General features: G+C 62.1%; 16 protein-coding genes. 5 read left to right on the top strand and 11 right to left on the bottom strand.

The features are described 5' to 3' along the window. Nucleotides 1-234: 234 nt before the first annotated feature. Together KVQ74_RS17415 and KVQ74_RS17410 are read right to left on the bottom strand one after the other, a co-directional pair. Complete coding sequence (locus KVQ74_RS17415; RefSeq protein ID WP_217832409.1) at nucleotides 235-3303, bottom strand: efflux RND transporter permease subunit; 3069 nt, start codon at nucleotides 3301-3303, stop codon at nucleotides 235-237. A gap of 6 nt (nucleotides 3304-3309) precedes the next feature. Then, nucleotides 3310-4410, bottom strand: a complete 1101-nt coding sequence (locus KVQ74_RS17410; protein ID WP_217832408.1) for an efflux RND transporter periplasmic adaptor subunit — start codon at nucleotides 4408-4410, stop codon at nucleotides 3310-3312. 94 nt (nucleotides 4411-4504) lie between these two features. Between KVQ74_RS17410 and KVQ74_RS17405 the strand changes: the two genes are divergently transcribed. Further along, on the top strand, nucleotides 4505-5140 hold the full coding sequence (locus KVQ74_RS17405) for a TetR/AcrR family transcriptional regulator (RefSeq protein WP_217832407.1): 636 nt from the start codon (nucleotides 4505-4507) through the stop codon (nucleotides 5138-5140). Between the two features lie 91 nt (nucleotides 5141-5231). Here the strand turns inward: KVQ74_RS17405 and KVQ74_RS17400 are convergent, their stop codons facing one another. After that, a complete protein-coding gene (locus KVQ74_RS17400; RefSeq protein ID WP_225930063.1) occupies nucleotides 5232-6014 on the bottom strand; it encodes a class I SAM-dependent methyltransferase in 783 nt (260 codons plus the stop codon). Between the two features lie 92 nt (nucleotides 6015-6106). Here KVQ74_RS17400 and KVQ74_RS17395 point away from each other — a divergent pair, with 92 nt between their 5' ends. Continuing rightward, on the top strand, nucleotides 6107-6727 hold the full coding sequence (locus KVQ74_RS17395) for an energy transducer TonB (RefSeq protein ID WP_217832406.1): 621 nt from the start codon (nucleotides 6107-6109) through the stop codon (nucleotides 6725-6727). Between the two features lie 17 nt (nucleotides 6728-6744). Here the strand turns inward: KVQ74_RS17395 and KVQ74_RS17390 are convergent, their stop codons facing one another. The 6 genes from KVQ74_RS17390 to ppc form a co-directional block, all read right to left on the bottom strand. After that, nucleotides 6745-7566, bottom strand: a complete 822-nt coding sequence (locus tag KVQ74_RS17390) for an isocitrate lyase/PEP mutase family protein (protein WP_217832405.1) — start codon at nucleotides 7564-7566, stop codon at nucleotides 6745-6747. A 32-nt stretch (nucleotides 7567-7598) separates the two neighbouring features. Beyond that, complete coding sequence (locus KVQ74_RS17385) at nucleotides 7599-8459, bottom strand: DUF72 domain-containing protein (protein ID WP_217832404.1); 861 nt, start codon at nucleotides 8457-8459, stop codon at nucleotides 7599-7601. Next, the gene (locus KVQ74_RS17380; RefSeq protein WP_217832403.1) at nucleotides 8459-8767 is read right to left on the bottom strand and encodes a hypothetical protein; all 309 of its coding nucleotides are present in this window, start codon (nucleotides 8765-8767) and stop codon (nucleotides 8459-8461) included. Before KVQ74_RS17380 ends, KVQ74_RS17385 begins: the two co-directional genes overlap by 1 nt. 254 nt (nucleotides 8768-9021) lie before the next feature. Continuing rightward, complete coding sequence (gene tsaB / locus KVQ74_RS17375; RefSeq protein WP_217832402.1) at nucleotides 9022-9696, bottom strand: tRNA (adenosine(37)-N6)-threonylcarbamoyltransferase complex dimerization subunit type 1 TsaB; 675 nt, start codon at nucleotides 9694-9696, stop codon at nucleotides 9022-9024. 94 nt (nucleotides 9697-9790) lie between these two features. After that, nucleotides 9791-10441, bottom strand: a complete 651-nt coding sequence (adk, locus tag KVQ74_RS17370; protein ID WP_217832401.1) for an adenylate kinase — start codon at nucleotides 10439-10441, stop codon at nucleotides 9791-9793. Nucleotides 10442-10740: 299 nt separating this feature from the next. After that, nucleotides 10741-13371, bottom strand: a complete 2631-nt coding sequence (ppc, locus tag KVQ74_RS17365; protein ID WP_217832400.1) for a phosphoenolpyruvate carboxylase — start codon at nucleotides 13369-13371, stop codon at nucleotides 10741-10743. A gap of 214 nt (nucleotides 13372-13585) precedes the next feature. On the opposite strand from ppc, the gene KVQ74_RS17360 reads away from it, so the two are divergent. The 3 genes from KVQ74_RS17360 (at nucleotide 13586) to KVQ74_RS17350 (ending at nucleotide 15524) form a co-directional block, all read left to right on the top strand. Then, entirely contained in the window at nucleotides 13586-13930 is a 345-nt protein-coding gene (locus KVQ74_RS17360) for a pilin assembly protein (protein WP_217832399.1), read from the top strand. Nucleotides 13931-14272: 342 nt separating this feature from the next. Continuing rightward, the gene (locus KVQ74_RS17355) at nucleotides 14273-14677 is read left to right on the top strand and encodes a DUF4398 domain-containing protein (protein WP_217832398.1); all 405 of its coding nucleotides are present in this window, start codon (nucleotides 14273-14275) and stop codon (nucleotides 14675-14677) included. Between the two features lie 55 nt (nucleotides 14678-14732). Further along, on the top strand, nucleotides 14733-15524 hold the full coding sequence (locus tag KVQ74_RS17350) for an OmpA family protein (protein ID WP_217832397.1): 792 nt from the start codon (nucleotides 14733-14735) through the stop codon (nucleotides 15522-15524). A 265-nt stretch (nucleotides 15525-15789) separates the two neighbouring features. On the opposite strand, the gene KVQ74_RS17345 is transcribed toward KVQ74_RS17350, so the two are convergent. Both KVQ74_RS17345 and KVQ74_RS17340 read right to left on the bottom strand, forming a co-directional pair. Then, a complete protein-coding gene (locus KVQ74_RS17345; protein ID WP_217832396.1) occupies nucleotides 15790-16119 on the bottom strand; it encodes a hypothetical protein in 330 nt (109 codons plus the stop codon). After that, nucleotides 16116-17030, bottom strand: coding sequence for an alpha/beta hydrolase (locus tag KVQ74_RS17340; protein ID WP_217832395.1), 915 nt, complete (start codon nucleotides 17028-17030; stop codon nucleotides 16116-16118). Before KVQ74_RS17340 ends, KVQ74_RS17345 begins: the two co-directional genes overlap by 4 nt. Nucleotides 17031-17098: the final 68 nt, after the last annotated feature.

Genomic DNA, 17098 nt, shown 5'->3' with positions numbered 1-17098 from the left:
AAGCAAACCGTAGGCGATGCCCCCGGATGGATCCCGTAACGAAGGAACTCCGAGCCTCAGCGAGGAGCCGAACGCCGGGGCCAAGCCTTTTGGGTTACCTTTTTGGCGTCTGAAAAAGGTGACTCGCCGTAAGGGCGAAACCGCCAGCCGCAACACCCGAAGAAACGGATATTCACCCAAACCAGACAAGAACCTGGTCGGCCCAGAGGCCGCCAAGCCCAAGCCCAAACCCATTCAAGAATCCCGACGAACCCTGAACCAAGCCGCATAAAGCGCCGGCAAAAACAACAACGTCAACGCCGTAGCAACAATCAACCCGCCCATGATCGCCACCGCCATCGGCCCGAAAAACACACTGCGCGACAGCGGAATCATCGCCAGCACCGCCGCCAGCGCCGTCAGCACAATCGGCCGGAACCTGCGCACCGTCGCCTCGATGATCGCCTGCCAGGGCTTCAAGCCGGCCGCGATGTCCTGCTCGATCTGATCCACCAGAATCACCGAGTTGCGCATGATCATCCCCGACAGTGCAATCGTCCCCAGCATCGCCACAAACCCGAACGGCTGACGGAACACCATCAGGAACAGCGTCACCCCGATCAACCCCAGCGGCGCCGTCAGAAACACCATCGCCGTGCGTGAGAAACTGCGCAGTTGCACCATCAGCAACGTCAGCACCACGACAATGAACATCGGCACGCCGGCATTCACCGACTTCTGCCCACGTTCGGAGTCTTCCACCGTACCGCCCACGTCCAGCAGATAACCGTCCGGCAGTTCGGCACGGATCGGATCAAGGGTCGGCAGGATCTGTTTGACCAGCGTCGCCGGCTGCTCCTTGCCATAAATGTCGGCCCGCACGGTCACGTTCGGCAGACGATTGCGGTGCCAGATGATGCCCTCTTCGAAGCCATATTCCAGCGTGGCGATCTGCGACAGCGCCACGCTGCGACCGTTGTCGGTCGGCACCGCCAGGCTTGGCAGCAGCGACAGCTCGGTGCGTTCATGCACGGTGCCGCGCAGAAGGATCTCGATCAGCTCGTTGTCTTCGCGATACTGGCTGACGCTGGAGCCGGTCAGCGAACTCTGGAGGAATTTCGCCAGATTCGCGGTACTCACGCCAAGGGCGCGGGCACGGTCCTGATCGATGTTCAGGTAGACGACCTTGCTCGGTTCTTCCCAATCCAGATGCACGTTCGCCACATGCGGATTCTCGCGCACCTTGGCCGCAACCTTGCGCGCCAGGGCGCGGACTTCCTCGATGTGTTCGCCAGTGATCCGGAACTGCACCGGATAGCCGACCGGCGGCCCGTTCTCCAGGCGCGTGACCCGCGAACGCAGGGCCGGGAATTGCTCGTTGAGCGTATCGATCAACCAGCTGCGCAGGGCTTCGCGCTCCTCGATGGTTTTCGCCAGCACCACGAACTGGGCGAAGCTGGCGGCCGGCAGTTGCTGATCCAGTGGCAGGTAGAAACGCGGCGATCCGGTGCCGACATAAGCCACGTAGTTATCGATGCCGGCGTGATCCTTGAGCATCGCCTCCAGTCGCTTGACCTCGGCGGTGGTATTGGCCAGCGAGGCCCCTTCGGCCAGTTTCAGATCGACCATCAACTCCAGCCGGTTGGAGGCCGGGAAGAATTGCTGCGGCACGAAGCGGAACAGCATCACCGAAGCAACGAACAACCCCACGGTCAGCAGGATCACGGTTTTGCGCCGCCGCACACACCACTCCACCAGACGACGCACCCGCTGATAGAACGGCGTGCCATAAGGGTCCGGCTGGCCATCGCCGGTGCCATGTTTGGCTGCATGAATTTTCGCCAGATCCGGCAGGAGCTTTTCCCCCAGATACGGCACAAACACCACCGCCGCCACCCAGGACGCGAGCAGCGCGATGGTCACCACCTGGAAGATCGAGCGGGTGTATTCGCCGGTGCCGGACTGCGCGGTGGCAATCGGCAGGAAGCCGGCGGCGGTGATCAGCGTACCGGTGAGCATCGGGAACGCGGTGCTGGTCCAGGCGTAGCTGGCCGCCTTGATCCGGTCGAAGCCCTGCTCCATTTTGATCGCCATCATCTCCACGGCGATAATCGCGTCGTCCACCAGCAAGCCCAACGCCAGCACCAGTGCGCCGAGGGAGATCTTGTGCAGGCCGATGCCGAGGTAATACATGCAGGCGAAGGTCATCGCCAACACCAGCGGAATGGTCAGTGCCACCACCATGCCGGTGCGCACGCCCAGAGAGAAGAAGCTCACCAGCAACACGATCGCCAGCGCTTCGACCAGCACCTGGACGAACTCGCCAACACCGGTTTTCACCGCCGCCGGCTGGTCGGAGACCTTGCGCAACTGCATGCCGGCCGGAAGGTTTTTCTGGATGCGGGCGAATTCGATTTCCAGCGCCTTGCCCAGCACCAGAATGTCGCCGCCGTCCTTCATCGCCACCGCAAGACCAATGGCGTCTTCGCCCATGAAACGCATGCGTGGCGCCGGCGGATCGTTGAAACCGCGTCGAACGTCGGCGACATCGGAGATGCGGAAGGTGCGGTCACCCACCCGGATCGGGAAGTTGCGGATCTCGTCAACTGTCTGAAAATTCCCTGAAACCCGTAGCTGCAATCGCTCGCTGCCGGTTTCGAAGAACCCGGCGGTGGACACCGCGTTCTGCTCTTCCAGCGCCTGCTGCACCGCCGCCAGGGGCAGGCCGAGGGTGGCGAGTTTGACGTTGGATAATTCGACCCAGATTTTCTCGTCCTGCAAGCCCAGCAGGTCGACCTTGCCCACGTCCTTGACCCGTTGCAGCTGGATCTGGATACGGTCGGCGTAATCCTTGAGCACCGCGTAGTCGAAACCGTCGCCGGTCAGGGCATAGATGTTGCCGAAAGTGGTGCCGAATTCATCGTTGAAAAACGGCCCCTGAATGCCCGGCGGCAGGGTCTGGCGAATGTCGCCGACCTTCTTGCGCACCTGATACCAGAGGTCCGGAATTTCCACCGAATGCATGGAGTCGCGGGCAATGAACGTGACCTGGGATTCGCCGGGGCGGGAGAACGACACGATGCGTTCGTATTCGCCGGTTTCCATCAGTTTCTTTTCGATGCGTTCGGTGACCTGGCGCGAAACTTCCTGCGCGGTCGCACCCGGCCAGCGGGTCTGGATCACCATGGCCTTGAAGGTGAACGGCGGGTCTTCGCTCTGCCCCAGCTTGGTGTAGGACAACGCACCGACGATCGCCAGCAGAAGCATCAGGAACAGTACGATCTGGCGATTACGCAACGCCCACTCGGAAAGGTTGAAGCGCATCGGGACTTACTCCTTGTCCGCCAGATTGACCACACGGTTGGAGCGATCCACGGGGCGTACCTGCTGCCCCTCGAGCAACACATGAACACCGGCCGCCACTACCCAGTCACTGGCGTTCAGGCCTTCGAGCACCGGCACGGTTTTTTCACCGAACGGGCCGATGCGCACCGGGGTCTTCTTCAACGTATTGTTGGCGCTGACCACCCAGACGTAGGTCGCGCCGTTTTCCGCCGTCAGCGCCGAGAGTGGCACCGACAGCGGGACGACATCAGCGGTCTGCACGAACACCCGCGCGCTCTGGCCGAGTTCGACCGGCACCTTGCCGCTGGCGAAGGTGATGCGCGCGGCGAAGGTGCGGGATTTCGGATCGGCTGCCGGCGACAGCTCACGAATCTGCCCGGCAAAGCGCTGGTTCTGCTGCGTCCACAACTCCACGGAAACCGCCTGGCCGACCTTGAACCGGCCGAAGCTCTGCTCCGGCAGGCTGATCAGCACTTCCCGCTCGCCATCGGTGGCGAGGGTGAACACGGTTTGCCCGGCGGCCACCACTTGCCCGACTTCGACCGAGCGCTTGGCGACCACACCATCCTGCGGCGCACGCAGCACGGCGTAGCTGGCCTGGTTGGTCGAGACGTTGAATTCGGCTTTGATCTGCTTGAGGCGGGCCTCGCCGGAGCGGTACAGATTCTCCGCGTTGTCGTAGGCCGAGCGGCTGACCATCTGCCGCTCCATGAGGGTCTTGTAGCGATCGCGTTCGGCGCGCACCAGATTCAGATTGGCTTCGGCGGCGGCGACCTGAGCACGGGTGGCTTCCAGTTGCAGACGCACGTCCTGGGGATCGAGTTCGGCGAGCGGCTGATCGGCCTTCACTCGCTGGCCTTCTTCGACCAGTCGTCGGCTGACCTTGCCGCCGATGCGGAACGCCAGATCGGGCTCGTAGCGGGCGCGAACCTCGCCCGGATAACTTTCCATCGCCTGGGCCGAAGGCTCTGGCTGCACCACCATGGCCGGTCGCACGGCGACTTGCGTCACCTCTTCCTGACCGCATGCCGACAATAAAAACGCCAGACCGACTGGCAACGTAAAGGACAACGCATGGCGGAACATGGTGACAGACCTTTCGCTAATGGTGCTTGGAATAATTATACTGACCGGTATGTTATTAATAGCAAACTCACCAGTCCAGTATTAAAAGCGAAGAATGTCGAACAATCTTTCAGCTCCAAACGGCCCCGGCCGTCCGAAGGATCTGGTCAAGCGCCAGGCGATTCTCGATGCGGCCAAATCCCTGTTTCTGACTCAGGGTTACGCCAACACCAGCATGGACGCGGTGGCCACCGCGGCCGGCGTTTCCAAACTGACGGTCTACAGCCATTTCAACGACAAGGAGACGCTGTTTTCCGCTGCCGTGATGGCCAAATGCGAAGAACAATTGCCGCCGCTGTTCTTCGAATTGCCGGACGGCTTTGCCGTGGAAAATGTGTTGCTGAACATTGCCAGAGGCTTCCAGCAACTGATCAACAGCGATGAGTCGGTGAACCTGCATCGCCTGATGATGGCGCTGGGCAGCCAGGATCCGAAGCTGTCGCAGGTGTTCTTCGAGGCGGGCCCACAGCGCATGCTGTCGGAGATGGGGCAGCTGCTGCAGCGCATCCATGACTCGGGCGCGTTGAACATCGACAAACCGCACAATGCCGCCGAGCACTTCTTCTGCCTGATCAAGGGCGCGGCGAATTTCCGGGTATTGCTGGGTTGTGGCGAGCCACCGACCGCTGAGGCGGCGGAGAGTCATGTCCAGGAAGTGGTGGGACTGTTCATGCGGGCGTATCGGCCCTAGAAGTCTCGCGGTGTTTTGCCGGACGTCTTCGCAAGCACGCCCGCCCCCACGAGGATCTGTCTACATCACAAATCCCCTGAACAAGCCGGGTTCAGGCCTTCAGCGCCTTTTTCGGATAGATGTCGTACCGGCTGGATTTGCCGTCCAGCGCATGGCTCGGCTTCGGCCCTTCGATGCACGGCGCCTTGCGCGGACGCTTGACCACCACGCGATGACTCGCCAGCGCCAACGCAGCTTCCAGCAAGGCCGGCGCATCCGGATCATCCCCTACCAGTGGCCGGAACAGGCGCATTTCCTTCTTCACCAGCGCCGTTTTCTCACGATGCGGGAACATCGGGTCGAGGTAGATCACCTGTGGCGGCTCGCCTTGCCAGTTGCGCATCACCTCGATGGAGTTGCCCTTGAGCAGCGTCATCCGCGCGACGATCGGCGCCACCTCGAAATCTTCCGCCGCCCGCGCCAGACCGTCCTCCAGCAGCGCGCCGATCAGCGGCTGGCGCTCGATCAGGCTCATCTCGCAACCCAGGCTGGCCAGCACGAACGCGTCCTTGCCCAGCCCCGCCGTGGCATCCAGCACCCGTGGGCGTACGCCCTGGGTGATGCCGACAGCCTTGGCGATCATTTGCCCGCTGCCTCCGCCATACAACCGGCGATGGGCCGCGCCGCCCTCGACGAAATCGACCCGCACCGGCCCCGGTGCGTCAGGCCCCAGCTGTTGCAGTTGCAAACCCTGCTCGCCGACCTGCAAGGCAAACTCGCCGTCGGCCACCTGCAAAGGCAGATTCAGGCGTTCGGCCCACTGCTCGGCCTGCGCTGCGAACGTCGGAGCGAGGGCCTCGACATGGATGCGGCAGGCCGCAGGTTGCTCAATCATGGAAAACACGCTCAAAAAGTTAAGGATCGGCGAAAGCGGCCGATAACCCAATCAACGCGCATTTTGCCAGAGCTGAGCGTCGACCGAAAAAAATGTCAGGCATTCTCCCCACATCGATTGGCTACATCTCGCCCCATGGCGATTTCAGCCGTCAAAACACTCAAGCACTGAGCGGCGTCAGTCATCTGTGGCAGGATTTCTTTGCCCAGGCGATGGTCGAGCAGTCGAGTGATGTGGTTCCGGCCTGTGGCACGTTTCCGCCGGTCGATCTGCAAAGCCCTGAAGAACCGACCGTCGGCAGCGACCTACACGCGCACATCGTCAGCCAGCGCGAGTGCGACGTGGTCGAAACCCAGGTGCGTCCGCCGGAGCCGTTGTTCCTGCCGATCGCCGAGTTCGAAATGGAGCTGGCCGACAAGCCGTTCCCGCCGTTCCCGCCGGAAGAGATCCGCGCCCAGCAAAAGCAGCAGGACTTCGACAGTGGCTGGGTTCGCCCGATCGTCCTGACCAACGGCCAGCCGGTTCCGGAGCCAGGCGCCGCGCCGCAGAAACGTCCGTTGTACCTGCCGATCGCCGAGTTCGACCTCGACCTGATGGAAAAACCCTTCCCGCCGTTCTCGCCGGAAGAAATCGCCGAGCAGCAGAAGGCTCTGGATTTCGACAATGGCTGGGTACGCCCGATCGTTCAGCAGAACCTGCGCATCGCCGCCTGATCCTCGGCAAACATCACTCAGCCTTTGAAAAACTGATTGGCCCGGGCGTACGGCATCGAACGCGAAGTGAAGCCGAACGTGCCCGACTGCTGGATTTCTTCCGCCGCACGGAAAAACTCACCATAAGCCGCCAGGGCCAGCGCCGAGCCAGTGCTGACCCGCCGCACGCCCATTTCCGCCAGTTGCTGCACGGTCAGCTTCAACCCGCCGGACATCAGCACATTGACCGGTTTCGGCGCCACCGCGCGCACCACTGCCAACACTTCCTCGGCGGTTCGCAAACCCGGCGCGTAAAGCACATCGGCGCCCGCTTCGGCGAAGGCCTGCAAGCGGCGGAGGGTGTCGTTGATATCAGGATTGCCGTGCAGGTAGTTTTCCGCGCGGGCGGTCAGCATGAAGGGAAACGGCAACGTGCGCACGGCGGCGACAGCGGCTTCGATCCGCGCCACGGCATGCTCGAAGCAGTAGATCGGCGTCTCCTCCCGGCCCGTGGCGTCCTCGATGGAACCACCCACCGCACCGGCCTGGGCGGCGCGAATCAGGCTTTGCGCCAATTCCGCCGGCGCATCGGCAAAACCGTTTTCCAGATCCACCGCCACCGGCAGATCGGTGGCCGCAACAATCGCCCGAACGTTGTCCAGGGTTTCATCGAGACTCAGGCCACCATCGGGTTTGCTCTGGGAGAAGGCATAGCCGGCACTGGTAGTGGCCAGGGCCTGATAGCCGAGACTGGCGAGCATCTTCGCCGAACCGGCGTCCCACGGGTTGGGGATGACGAAAATCTCGCTGCGTTCGTGCAGGGCTTTGAAGGCTTCGGCTTTACGGGTTTGCGCGTCCATTGGCAGGCTCCTGAGCGGGAAACGACTCCGCGTCAGAGCAAGCCAAGTTGCTCGGCGGCGGGTTCTCTGTATAGCTCAGGCAGAGGCGCCAGGCCAGGCAAACGTTGCATCAGTTGTGCGTGAAAACGTTGCGCCAGTTTCGCCGCCAGAAGATTGTCGGCGGTGTGCAGGAAGATGTAGGGCATGCGGCCGTCCTCGATCCACTCGGCAATTTTTGCCACCCAGGGCACTAGGAACGGGTCGTTGGCCTCCAGCTCCGGATGGCCGATGAAACGCACTTGAGGATGCCGGGTGAACGCCGCCGGACGAGTCGGAACACGGGGCTTTTTCGATTGCGCGTGAATCACCGAAGAGTCGGTGGACAGGCAACTGAACAATGCACGCGGATCCAGACAGATGCGCTCCACCCCGCGATCGAGCAGCAGGCGATTGAGCAGGCGTTCACTTTCACCTTTGGCGAAGAACTGATCGTGGCGCACCTCCACCGCCAGCGGCCGATCAAGGGCATCAATGAACGCCGCCAGTTCCGGAAGACGCTGCGGGGTGAAGCTCTTCGACAGTTGCAGCCACAGCGGCGAAACCCGCGCGCCCAGCGGACTGAGCAACTGGACGAAGGTTTCGGCGGCGGTCAGCTGATCGCGCAGGTCGCCACCGTGACTGATGTCACCGGGAAACTTGGCGGTGAAGCGAAAGTGTTCGGGCATGACTTCCGCCCAGCGCTGCACAGTGGCCGGCGACGGGCTGGCGTAGAAGGTCGTGTTGCCTTCCACGGCATTGAATACTTGAGAGTAGAGACCGAGGAAATCGGAAGTCCTGGCATCAGCCGGATAGAGGTACTCGCGCCAGGCGTTTTCGCTCCAGGACGGACAGCCGAGGTAGTAAGGCAAATCCATCAGATGTACAGATCGAGGCCCAGCACGTCTGCATCCCAATCGACAAAACCGGCGGTGCTCAGGTAGCTGGCGAGCGCCATGGCGACGCTTTTCTTCATCGCGCGGTGGTAGATCATGTCTTGTTGGCGGGCGGGCAGATTGCTCAGGCGTTGCGCCGTAGCCTTGGCGGCACGGGCAGCCAGTTGCTCCTCGGTGGGGAATTCCAGCTCGCCGTCGATATCGTCGACGGACTCATCCAGCGCCACATTGCCTTTGCGAGGCTTGCGCTTGATGGGATACGAATGAGTGGAAACGCCGTCTATACGCATAAAGTCATGCTCGGTATCGATGATGGCAATTTAGCGGCACCTGACCGACTTAGCAAATCGCCGAGTGATAACTAGAACACATAAAAGACAAAAGGTTTAAAGCGCGGGGTTAGAAACTGACGATTGGCAGGGCTTCGGCACTGGATCGCCCTGTGGGAGCGGGTCTGCTCGCGAAGGCGTCATTCCAGCCGCCATTGTTGGCGACTGATCAACCGTTTTCGCGAGCAAGTCCGCTCCCACTGGAGCAGGGGGAATCAGCGGGCCTTGGGGGTGGCGACCTTGTCACGCAGGTAAACCGGCTGGGCATCGTCCGCCGGAATCGCTTCACCGCGCGCCCAGGCGAAACGCGCCAGGGTCAGCAGGTCTTCGGCGTGGGGCAGCATGCCGGCATCCGAACCGGTCAGCGTCACGGCGAGGCGCTCGCCATAACCCCAACCCGTGCCCGCGCCGAACCAGTCGCCGTCGGCGGCGTCCGGCAATGCCGCGACTTCCGGGGCCAGCACCGCCTCGGCGCCCACCAGACGCATCTCCCCGGCCGTCTCGCGGTAGCAGCCCCAATACACTTCGTCCATGCGTGCGTCGATGGCCGCCGCGACCTGGCGTGCGCCATGCTCGCGATAGGCCCGTTGCGCCAGCACCGCCAGGTTCGACACCGGCAGCACCGGCCGATCCAGGGCGAACGCCAGACCCTGCACCACGCCAATGGCGATCCGCACACCGGTGAATGCGCCCGGGCCGCGACCGAAAGCGATGGCATCCACCGTCTGCAGCGTGGTGCCGGCGTCGGCCAGCAGTTGCTGGATCATCGGCAGCAGTTTCTGCGCGTGCAGGCGCGGGATCACCTCGTAATGGCTCGTGACCTTGCCGTCATGCAGCAAGGCAACGGAGCAAGCTTCAGTCGCGGTGTCCAGGGCCAGCAAGGTGCTCATCGATGTGTCCGTAAATCAGGAAGGGAAAAAGTGCGCCAGTATAAACAACTACGGCCCGCAAGCGGGCCGTGGATGATGCAGCGGATCAGGTTTTTCAGCTCAGGGCTTCAAGCACCTTGGCGGTGATTGCTTCAACCGAACCGACGCCCGGGATGTGGCTGTACTTCGGCTTGCCCGCGTGGCTGGCGGACAGCTTCTGGTAGAACTCCACCAGCGGCTTGGTCTGCGAGTGGTAGACCGACAGGCGATGACGCACGGTTTCTTCGGTGTCGTCCTTGCGCTGCACCAGCTCTTCACCGGTGATGTCGTCCTTGCCGGCGATTTTCGGCGGGTTGTAGACAACGTGGTACACGCGGCCGCTGGCCTCGTGAACGCGACGACCGGCGATGCGCTGGACGATTTCTTCGTCTTCGACAGCGATTTCGACCACGGCATCCAGCTCGACACCGGCAGTCACCAGGGCTTCAGCCTGAGGAATGGTGCGAGGAAAACCGTCGAACAGAAAACCCTTGGCGCAATCCGCTTGGGCGATACGATCCTTGACCAGCGCGATGATCAGGTCATCCGACACCAGACCGCCGGCATCCATGATGCTCTTGGCCTTGATGCCCAGCTCGGTGCCGGCCTTGACCGCCGCACGCAGCATGTCGCCGGTGGAGATTTGCGGAATGCCGAATTTCTCGGTGATGAACTTAGCCTGAGTACCTTTACCGGCCCCGGGAGCTCCCAGCAGAATGACGCGCATTAGATGTGCTCCTCAATTTTTTTATAGAAAGCTTTTACAAAACAAAGGATTCGCCACATCGGGCGAATCCTGGAAAACGGGTCGTGGCCGCCCAAACGGCCAAAGGCTGATCAAGATACACAGCAGGCTGCGCCCACACAAGACGCCAAAAGTCGGAGAAACCGGCGCCTGCCGCGACCTTGCGACGGGGTGACCCAAGTCGCAACCCCATCATTAACTGTCGCCTGACCGCACTTTTCCGACACCGATTAAACGGCACCCGCCGCTCATCGCGGATGCCGCGTCCCGGCCAGAAAACCTTAGCCGGTATTTCGCAAACCGGCGGCAATCCCCGCCACAGACACCAGCAACGCCTGTTCCACCGGGCTGCCCTGTGCGACATCCTGCTGCCGCGAACGGGCCAGCAACTCGGCCTGCAATAAATGCAACGGGTCGAGATAGGTGTTGCGCAGACGGATGAATTCCAGCGTGTCAGGGCTATGTGCCAGCAGTTGCGACTGGCCAGTCAGGCCAAGGACGACGGAACATGCCTGCGACAATAGGTCGCGTAAATGCACACCCAAAGGTAACAAGTCCGACTCCACCAGTCGTTCGTCATAGGACAGCGCAATGTCGGCGTCAGCCTTGGCCAGGACCATTTCCAGCATGTCGATGCGGGTGCGGAAGAACGGCCATTGCTCGCGCATCTGCCCCAGCAGTTCGCCTTCGCCGCGCTCCAGTGCCTTGCTCAGCGCGGTTTCCCAGCCGAGCCACGCCGGCAGCATCAGCCGCGTCTGGGTCCAGCCGAAGATCCACGGAATCGCCCGCAGACTCTCGATGCCGCCGGCACGGCGCTTGGCCGGGCGGCTGCCCAGAGGCAGGCGTCCCAGTTCCTGCTCCGGCGTCGACTGGCGGAAATACTCCACGAACTGCGGATTTTCCCGCACCACCGCGCGGTAGGCGCTGACACCGTCGGCGGCCAACTCGTCCATCAAATGTCGCCACTCGGGCGTCGGTGGCGGCGGTGGCAGCAGCGTCGCTTCGAGTACCGCCGCCAGGTACAGATTGAGGTTCTGCTCGGCGATATCCGGCAGGCCGAATTTGAATCGAATCATTTCCCCCTGCTCGGTGGTGCGGAAGCGTCCCGCCACCGATCCCGGCGGTTGCGACAGAATCGCCGCGTGAGCCGGACCACCGCCACGGCCGACCGTGCCACCACGACCGTGGAACAGCAGCAATTCGACTTGCTGCTCGCGGCAGATTTCCACCAGCCGCTCCTGCGCGCGGTATTGCGCCCAGGCAGCGGCGGTGGTGCCGGCGTCCTTGGCCGAGTCGGAGTAGCCGATCATCACTTCCTGCGGGCCTTGCAGGCGTGCACGGTAACCCGGCAGCAGCAACAGCCGCTCGATCACCGGCCCGGCATTGTCGAGGTCGGCCAGGGTTTCGAACAACGGCACCACGCGCATCGGGCGCAGCACGCCGGACTCTTTGAGCAGCAGTTGCACGGCAAGCACATCGGATGCGGCGCCGGCCATGGAGATCACGTAGGAACCCAGCGAAGCCCCCGGCGCGGCGGCGATTTCCTTGCAGGTGGCCAGCACCTCGGCAGTGTCCGCCGAAGGTTTGAAGTGCGCCGGAAGCAATGGCCGACGGTTGTTCAGTTCGCGGGTGAGGAAGCTGATGCGCTGTTCTTCGTCCCAATCCTCGTAGCGACCGAGGCCGAGGTAATCGGTGATTTCGGTCATCGCCGCGCTGTGCCGCGAGGAGTCCTGACGCACATCGAGACGCACCAGGAACAGGCCGAAGGTCACGGCCCGACGCAGGCAATCGAGCAGCGGGCCATCGGCGATCACACCCATGCCGCACTCGTGCAGCGAGTGATAACACAGCTCCAGTGGCTCCAGCAGGTCGCGGTTGTTGTGCAGCACGTCGGCCGGAGCCGCCGTGGTTTGCGCCAGGGACGCATGCGCCCAGTTGCGCGTGGCACGCAAGCGTTCGCGCAGTTGCTTGAGTACGGCACGATAAGGCTCGGCGCTGTCGCCGGCCCTGGCCTTGAGGGGATCGCTGGCCTGCTGCATCGACAGTTCGGCCGCCAGGTGGTCGACGTCACGCAGGTACAGATCGGCGGCCATCCAGCGCGCCAGCAGCAGCACTTCGCGCGTGACCGCTGCCGTTACATTCGGGTTGCCATCACGGTCACCGCCCATCCACGAGGCAAAGCGAATCGGCGCCGCCTCCAGTGGCAGACGCATACCTGTGGCGGCGAACAAGGCCTGATCGGCCTTGCGCATGTGATTGGGAATGGCCTGCCACAGCGAATGCTCGATCACCGCGAACCCCCACTTGGCCTCGTCCACCGGGGTCGGCCGGGTGCGGCGGATTTCTTCGGTGTGCCAGGCTTCGGCGATCAGCCGTTGCAGGGTGTTGTGAATCTGCTCGCGCTCGGCGCTGGTCAGGTCGCGGTGATCCTGAGCGGCCAGTTGCGCGGCGATTGCGTCGTACTTCTGGATCAGCGTACGCCGCGCCACTTCGGTGGGATGCGCGGTCAGCACCAGTTCGATTTCCAGCCGCGCCAGTTGCCGGGCCAGGGCGTCGGCGCTGTGCCCTTCGTTGCGCAATCGGGCGAGCAATTCCGGCAGCACGCGGGACTCGAACGGCGCGGCCTGGGACTCTTCGCGGCGGTGGATCAACTGGTATTGCTCGGCGATGTTCGCCAGGTTGAGAAACTGGTTGAACGCCCGCGCCACCGGAAGCAATTCAGCTTCACTCAACTGATTGAGGCTGGCGCTGAGCTCGGCGTCCATCGAACCGCGCCGGTCGGCCTTGGCGCCCTTGCGGATCTGCTCGATCTTGGCGAGAAATCCCTCACCGTACTGGTCACGAATGGTATTGCCCAACAGCTCACCGAGCAGGTGAACGTCCTCGCGCAAGCGTGCATCAATATCGGTCATCAGCATTTCTCCAGCAGTCAATCCGGATGGCTTGAAACTCGGTGCATGGACCAGAGAGTGCCGCTCTACGGCGCTTCTTACAAGCAGACGACGAAGGGACTTTAAACCTTGTGGCAGAGAGCTAGTCTCAACAGTAAGCCGCACAACGGCTTGCCGCCGGCCCTGCCGGACACTCACCAAGGCCTGCCACCCGCAGGCGCGACATGAGGTTTTTATGAAAATCCGTGAGCTCGCCCAGCATTGGGAAGAAAACGCCAAAGGTCGCCTGACCGACACCGGCTACACGATTCATCTGGATGTGGAAGCCGCCGCCCGCCTGGCGGCGATTGCCGAGATGTACCCCAAACGCCACCCCGAAGAACTGCTCGGCGAACTGATCGGCGCCGCCCTCGAAGAGTTCGAAGCGAGCCTGCCGTATGTGCAAGGTTCGACCGTGGTCGCCACCGATGAAGAAGGCGATCCGCTGTACGAAGACGTCGGCCCGACCCCGCGCTTTCTCGCCCTGTCGCGGCGTCATCTGCATGACTTGTCGGCCACTGAAGGCAAGCCGAAACACTGATCCAACATGGATCGATCGTGGGAGCGGGCTTGCTCGCGAATGCGCTGCGTCAGCCACATTTTTTGGGGCTGACACTCGCATTTCGCGAGCAAGCCCGCGCCCACACACACTTCCTTGATCGCCCGCGCGTACCGCTTCTCCCCGCCAAAGTTCCCGTTTTAGAGCCTTGTCCGTTCGGTCAAAATTTTTTTGGGCGATGGGCCATCTTTTCTGAACTTTTGAAAAATGCCTTCGGTCGGAACAGGTAACCACGCCTGGAACGAGCGTTTCAAAAACGCGCTTACACATGACGCTTGCGGCTCCTCGACCAGGATGGATGCAGAAGTTTTCAGGAGATGCCTAATGGAGTTGAAGACCATGAAAAACCAAACCTCGTTCTCTCACCTGCGCGGTCTGAAACTGGCCGCACTGGCCATCGGCACCAGCTTCGTGCTGGCCGGTTGCGCTGGCAATCCACCGACCGAGCAGTACGCCGTGACCCAATCGGCGGTCAACAGTGCCGTCAGCGCCGGTGGTACTGAATTCGCGGCGGTGGAAATGAAGCAGGCGCAGGACAAGTTGAAAGAAGCCGAAATTGCCATGCACGACAAGAAGTATGACCAGGCTCGCCTCCTCGCCGAACAGGCTGAGTGGGACGCCCGCGTCGCTGAACGCAAGGCTCAGGCCATGAAAGCCGAACAGGCTGTGAAGGATTCCCAGAAAGGTGTTCAGGAACTGCGTCAGGAAAGTCAGCGCACCGTGCAATAAGCGCGCATCCCGACCGCAAGGCTGAAACTCTTATCGATAGAAAGGACGAACGAACATGCGTAAACAACTGATGATTCCCGCTCTTCTGGCCGCAAGCGTTGCCTTGGCTGCCTGCTCCACCCCGCCTAACGCGAATCTGGAACAGGCACGCACCAACTACGCCGGCCTGCAAGCCAACCCGCAGGCCAGCAAGGTCGCGGCCCTGGAAACCAAAGACGCCAGCGATTACCTGGACAAGGCCGACAAGGCTTATCTGGACAAGGAAGATCAGGCCAAGGTCGATCAACTGGCTTACCTGACCAACCAGCGCGTGGAAGTGGCCAAACAGACCATCGCCCTGCGCACCGCCGAAAACAACCTGAAAAACGCCGCCGCCCAGCGTGCCCAGGCGCGCCTGGATGCTCGCGATCAACAGATCAAGCAGTTGCAGGACAGCCTCAATGCCAAGCAGACCGATCGCGGGACGCTGGTGACCTTCGGTGACGTGCTGTTCGCCACAAACAAGGCTGACCTGAAATCCAGCGGTCTGGTGAACATCAACAAACTGGCGCAGTTCCTCCAGCAAAACCCTGACCGCAAGGTGATCGTCGAGGGTTACACCGACAGCACCGGTGCGGCCAACTACAACCAGTCGCTGTCCGAGCGTCGCGCCACTTCGGTGCAGGTAGCGCTGATCAAGATGGGCGTCGATCCGTCGCGCATCGTGACCCAGGGTTACGGCAAGGAATACCCGGTCGCGGACAACGGCAGCGTTTCGGGCCGTGCCATGAACCGTCGGGTGGAAGTGACGATTTCCAACGACAACCAGCCGGTAATGCCGCGTTCGGCGGTGAGTTCGGCGCAGTAATTCGCTGAGCCGGTAAACGAAAAAGCCCCGCCTGGGTTTTCAGGCGGGGCTTTTGTATTTGTAGGGTGAAGTGATCGGCCGGATTCTTGCGGCGCGTTGGCGACCGCAGCCCCTCACCCCAGCCCTCTCCCGAGGGAGAGGGAGCCGACCGATATACTTTTCAAAATCTGCATTCGACTTGCTCTTTCAGGTCGTCATATCCGTCACAAACAACCCGGTCAGTCCCCTCTCCCTCTGGGAGAGGTTTAGGGTGAGGCCAGCAGAGTTACGGTTGCAGCTTCTGCGGCGTCTCCTGCCCCATGCACCGCACAGCTTTCTTCTGCGCGTTGATCAGCACGCCAGTCAGGCCTTTCTGTTCGGTGTCGAACAACACCAGCACGCCATCGATGCATTGGGCGACTTGCGGGGCCGGGTCCAGGGAGACTTTGTAGTCTTCGCCCGGGATGGTCTTGAGCATGGTGAATTCGTTGAGCAGCAGCGCATCCTCGGGTTTGGCGAAGTGCAGGTAGCCGTAGTACCACAGGGCGCCGACGGTGCCGAGGATGCTGCAGATGCCGGTGATGATCATCGGGATGGCGTTACGTTCTTCACTCATTGCGGGCTCTCTGGTGGTTCGTCTTCAGAATTCGGGGGTGACGGGTAATTGGGAATTTCGCCCAGGCGACGCAGGCCGTTGAAGTGTTCGGGGTCGTCGAGATAGCGCAGCATCACCTGGCGCCAGACCGGGTCGCCGAAGGTCTGCACATGGCCGCCACGGGTCAGTTGCAGCACGCGCGGTGGCGGCGCAGCTTGATACAGACGGATGCCGTTGGAAAGGGGCACGAGGGGGTCGTCGAGGCTGTGGAAGATCAGCTTCGGCACGCCGTTGAGCTGCGGCATCGCGTTGATCGCGCTGTCGCCGTCCGGCACCAGCCACGACAGCGGCACCTGAAACGGCCAGGTAAACCATGCCGTGCTCAACGCATATTGGCCGACGCTGCGGTAACTGGCGGGCACGCCGTCGAGCACCAGGGCCTTGAGCTGCTTCTGCCGCTCGGGATGCTGCACCAGCCAATGCACTGCCATCGCCCCACCGAGGCTCTGGCCCAGCAGAACCAGCGGCTTGCCTTTGACTTCCGGGGCCTGATCCAGCCAGGCGAACGCGGCGTCGATGTCCTGATAGATCGCCGGCAGCGACGGCTCGCCCTCGGACAGGCCATAGCCGCGATAATCCACCAGCAACACCTGATAACCCTGCTTGGGCAGCCACCAACTGCCGCCGAGATGCATCGGCAGATTGCCGCCGTTGCCATGCAGGTGCAGCACCGTGCCCTTGACCTCGACGCCGGGTCTGGCCGGCAGCCACCAGGCGTGCAGCCTCAGGCCGTCGGCGGTGGTCAGGGTCACGTCGCGATACTCGAGTCTGGCTTTTTCCGGGGTGAACAACTGGCCGGGCTCGGGGTAGAACAACAGCGAACTGCAACCGCCGAGGGTCAGGAGCAGGCAGACGATGCCGAGGATTCTCATCCGGTGAAACCTCGCAGATGGGGTTAAACACAGTCCACAAATGTGGGAGCGGGCTTGCTCGCGAAAAG

This window comes from Pseudomonas botevensis, assembly GCF_019145475.1.
In the GTDB taxonomy this organism is placed as follows: domain Bacteria; phylum Pseudomonadota; class Gammaproteobacteria; order Pseudomonadales; family Pseudomonadaceae; genus Aquipseudomonas; species Aquipseudomonas botevensis.
This window is presented reverse-complemented; position numbering and strand designations above follow the sequence as displayed.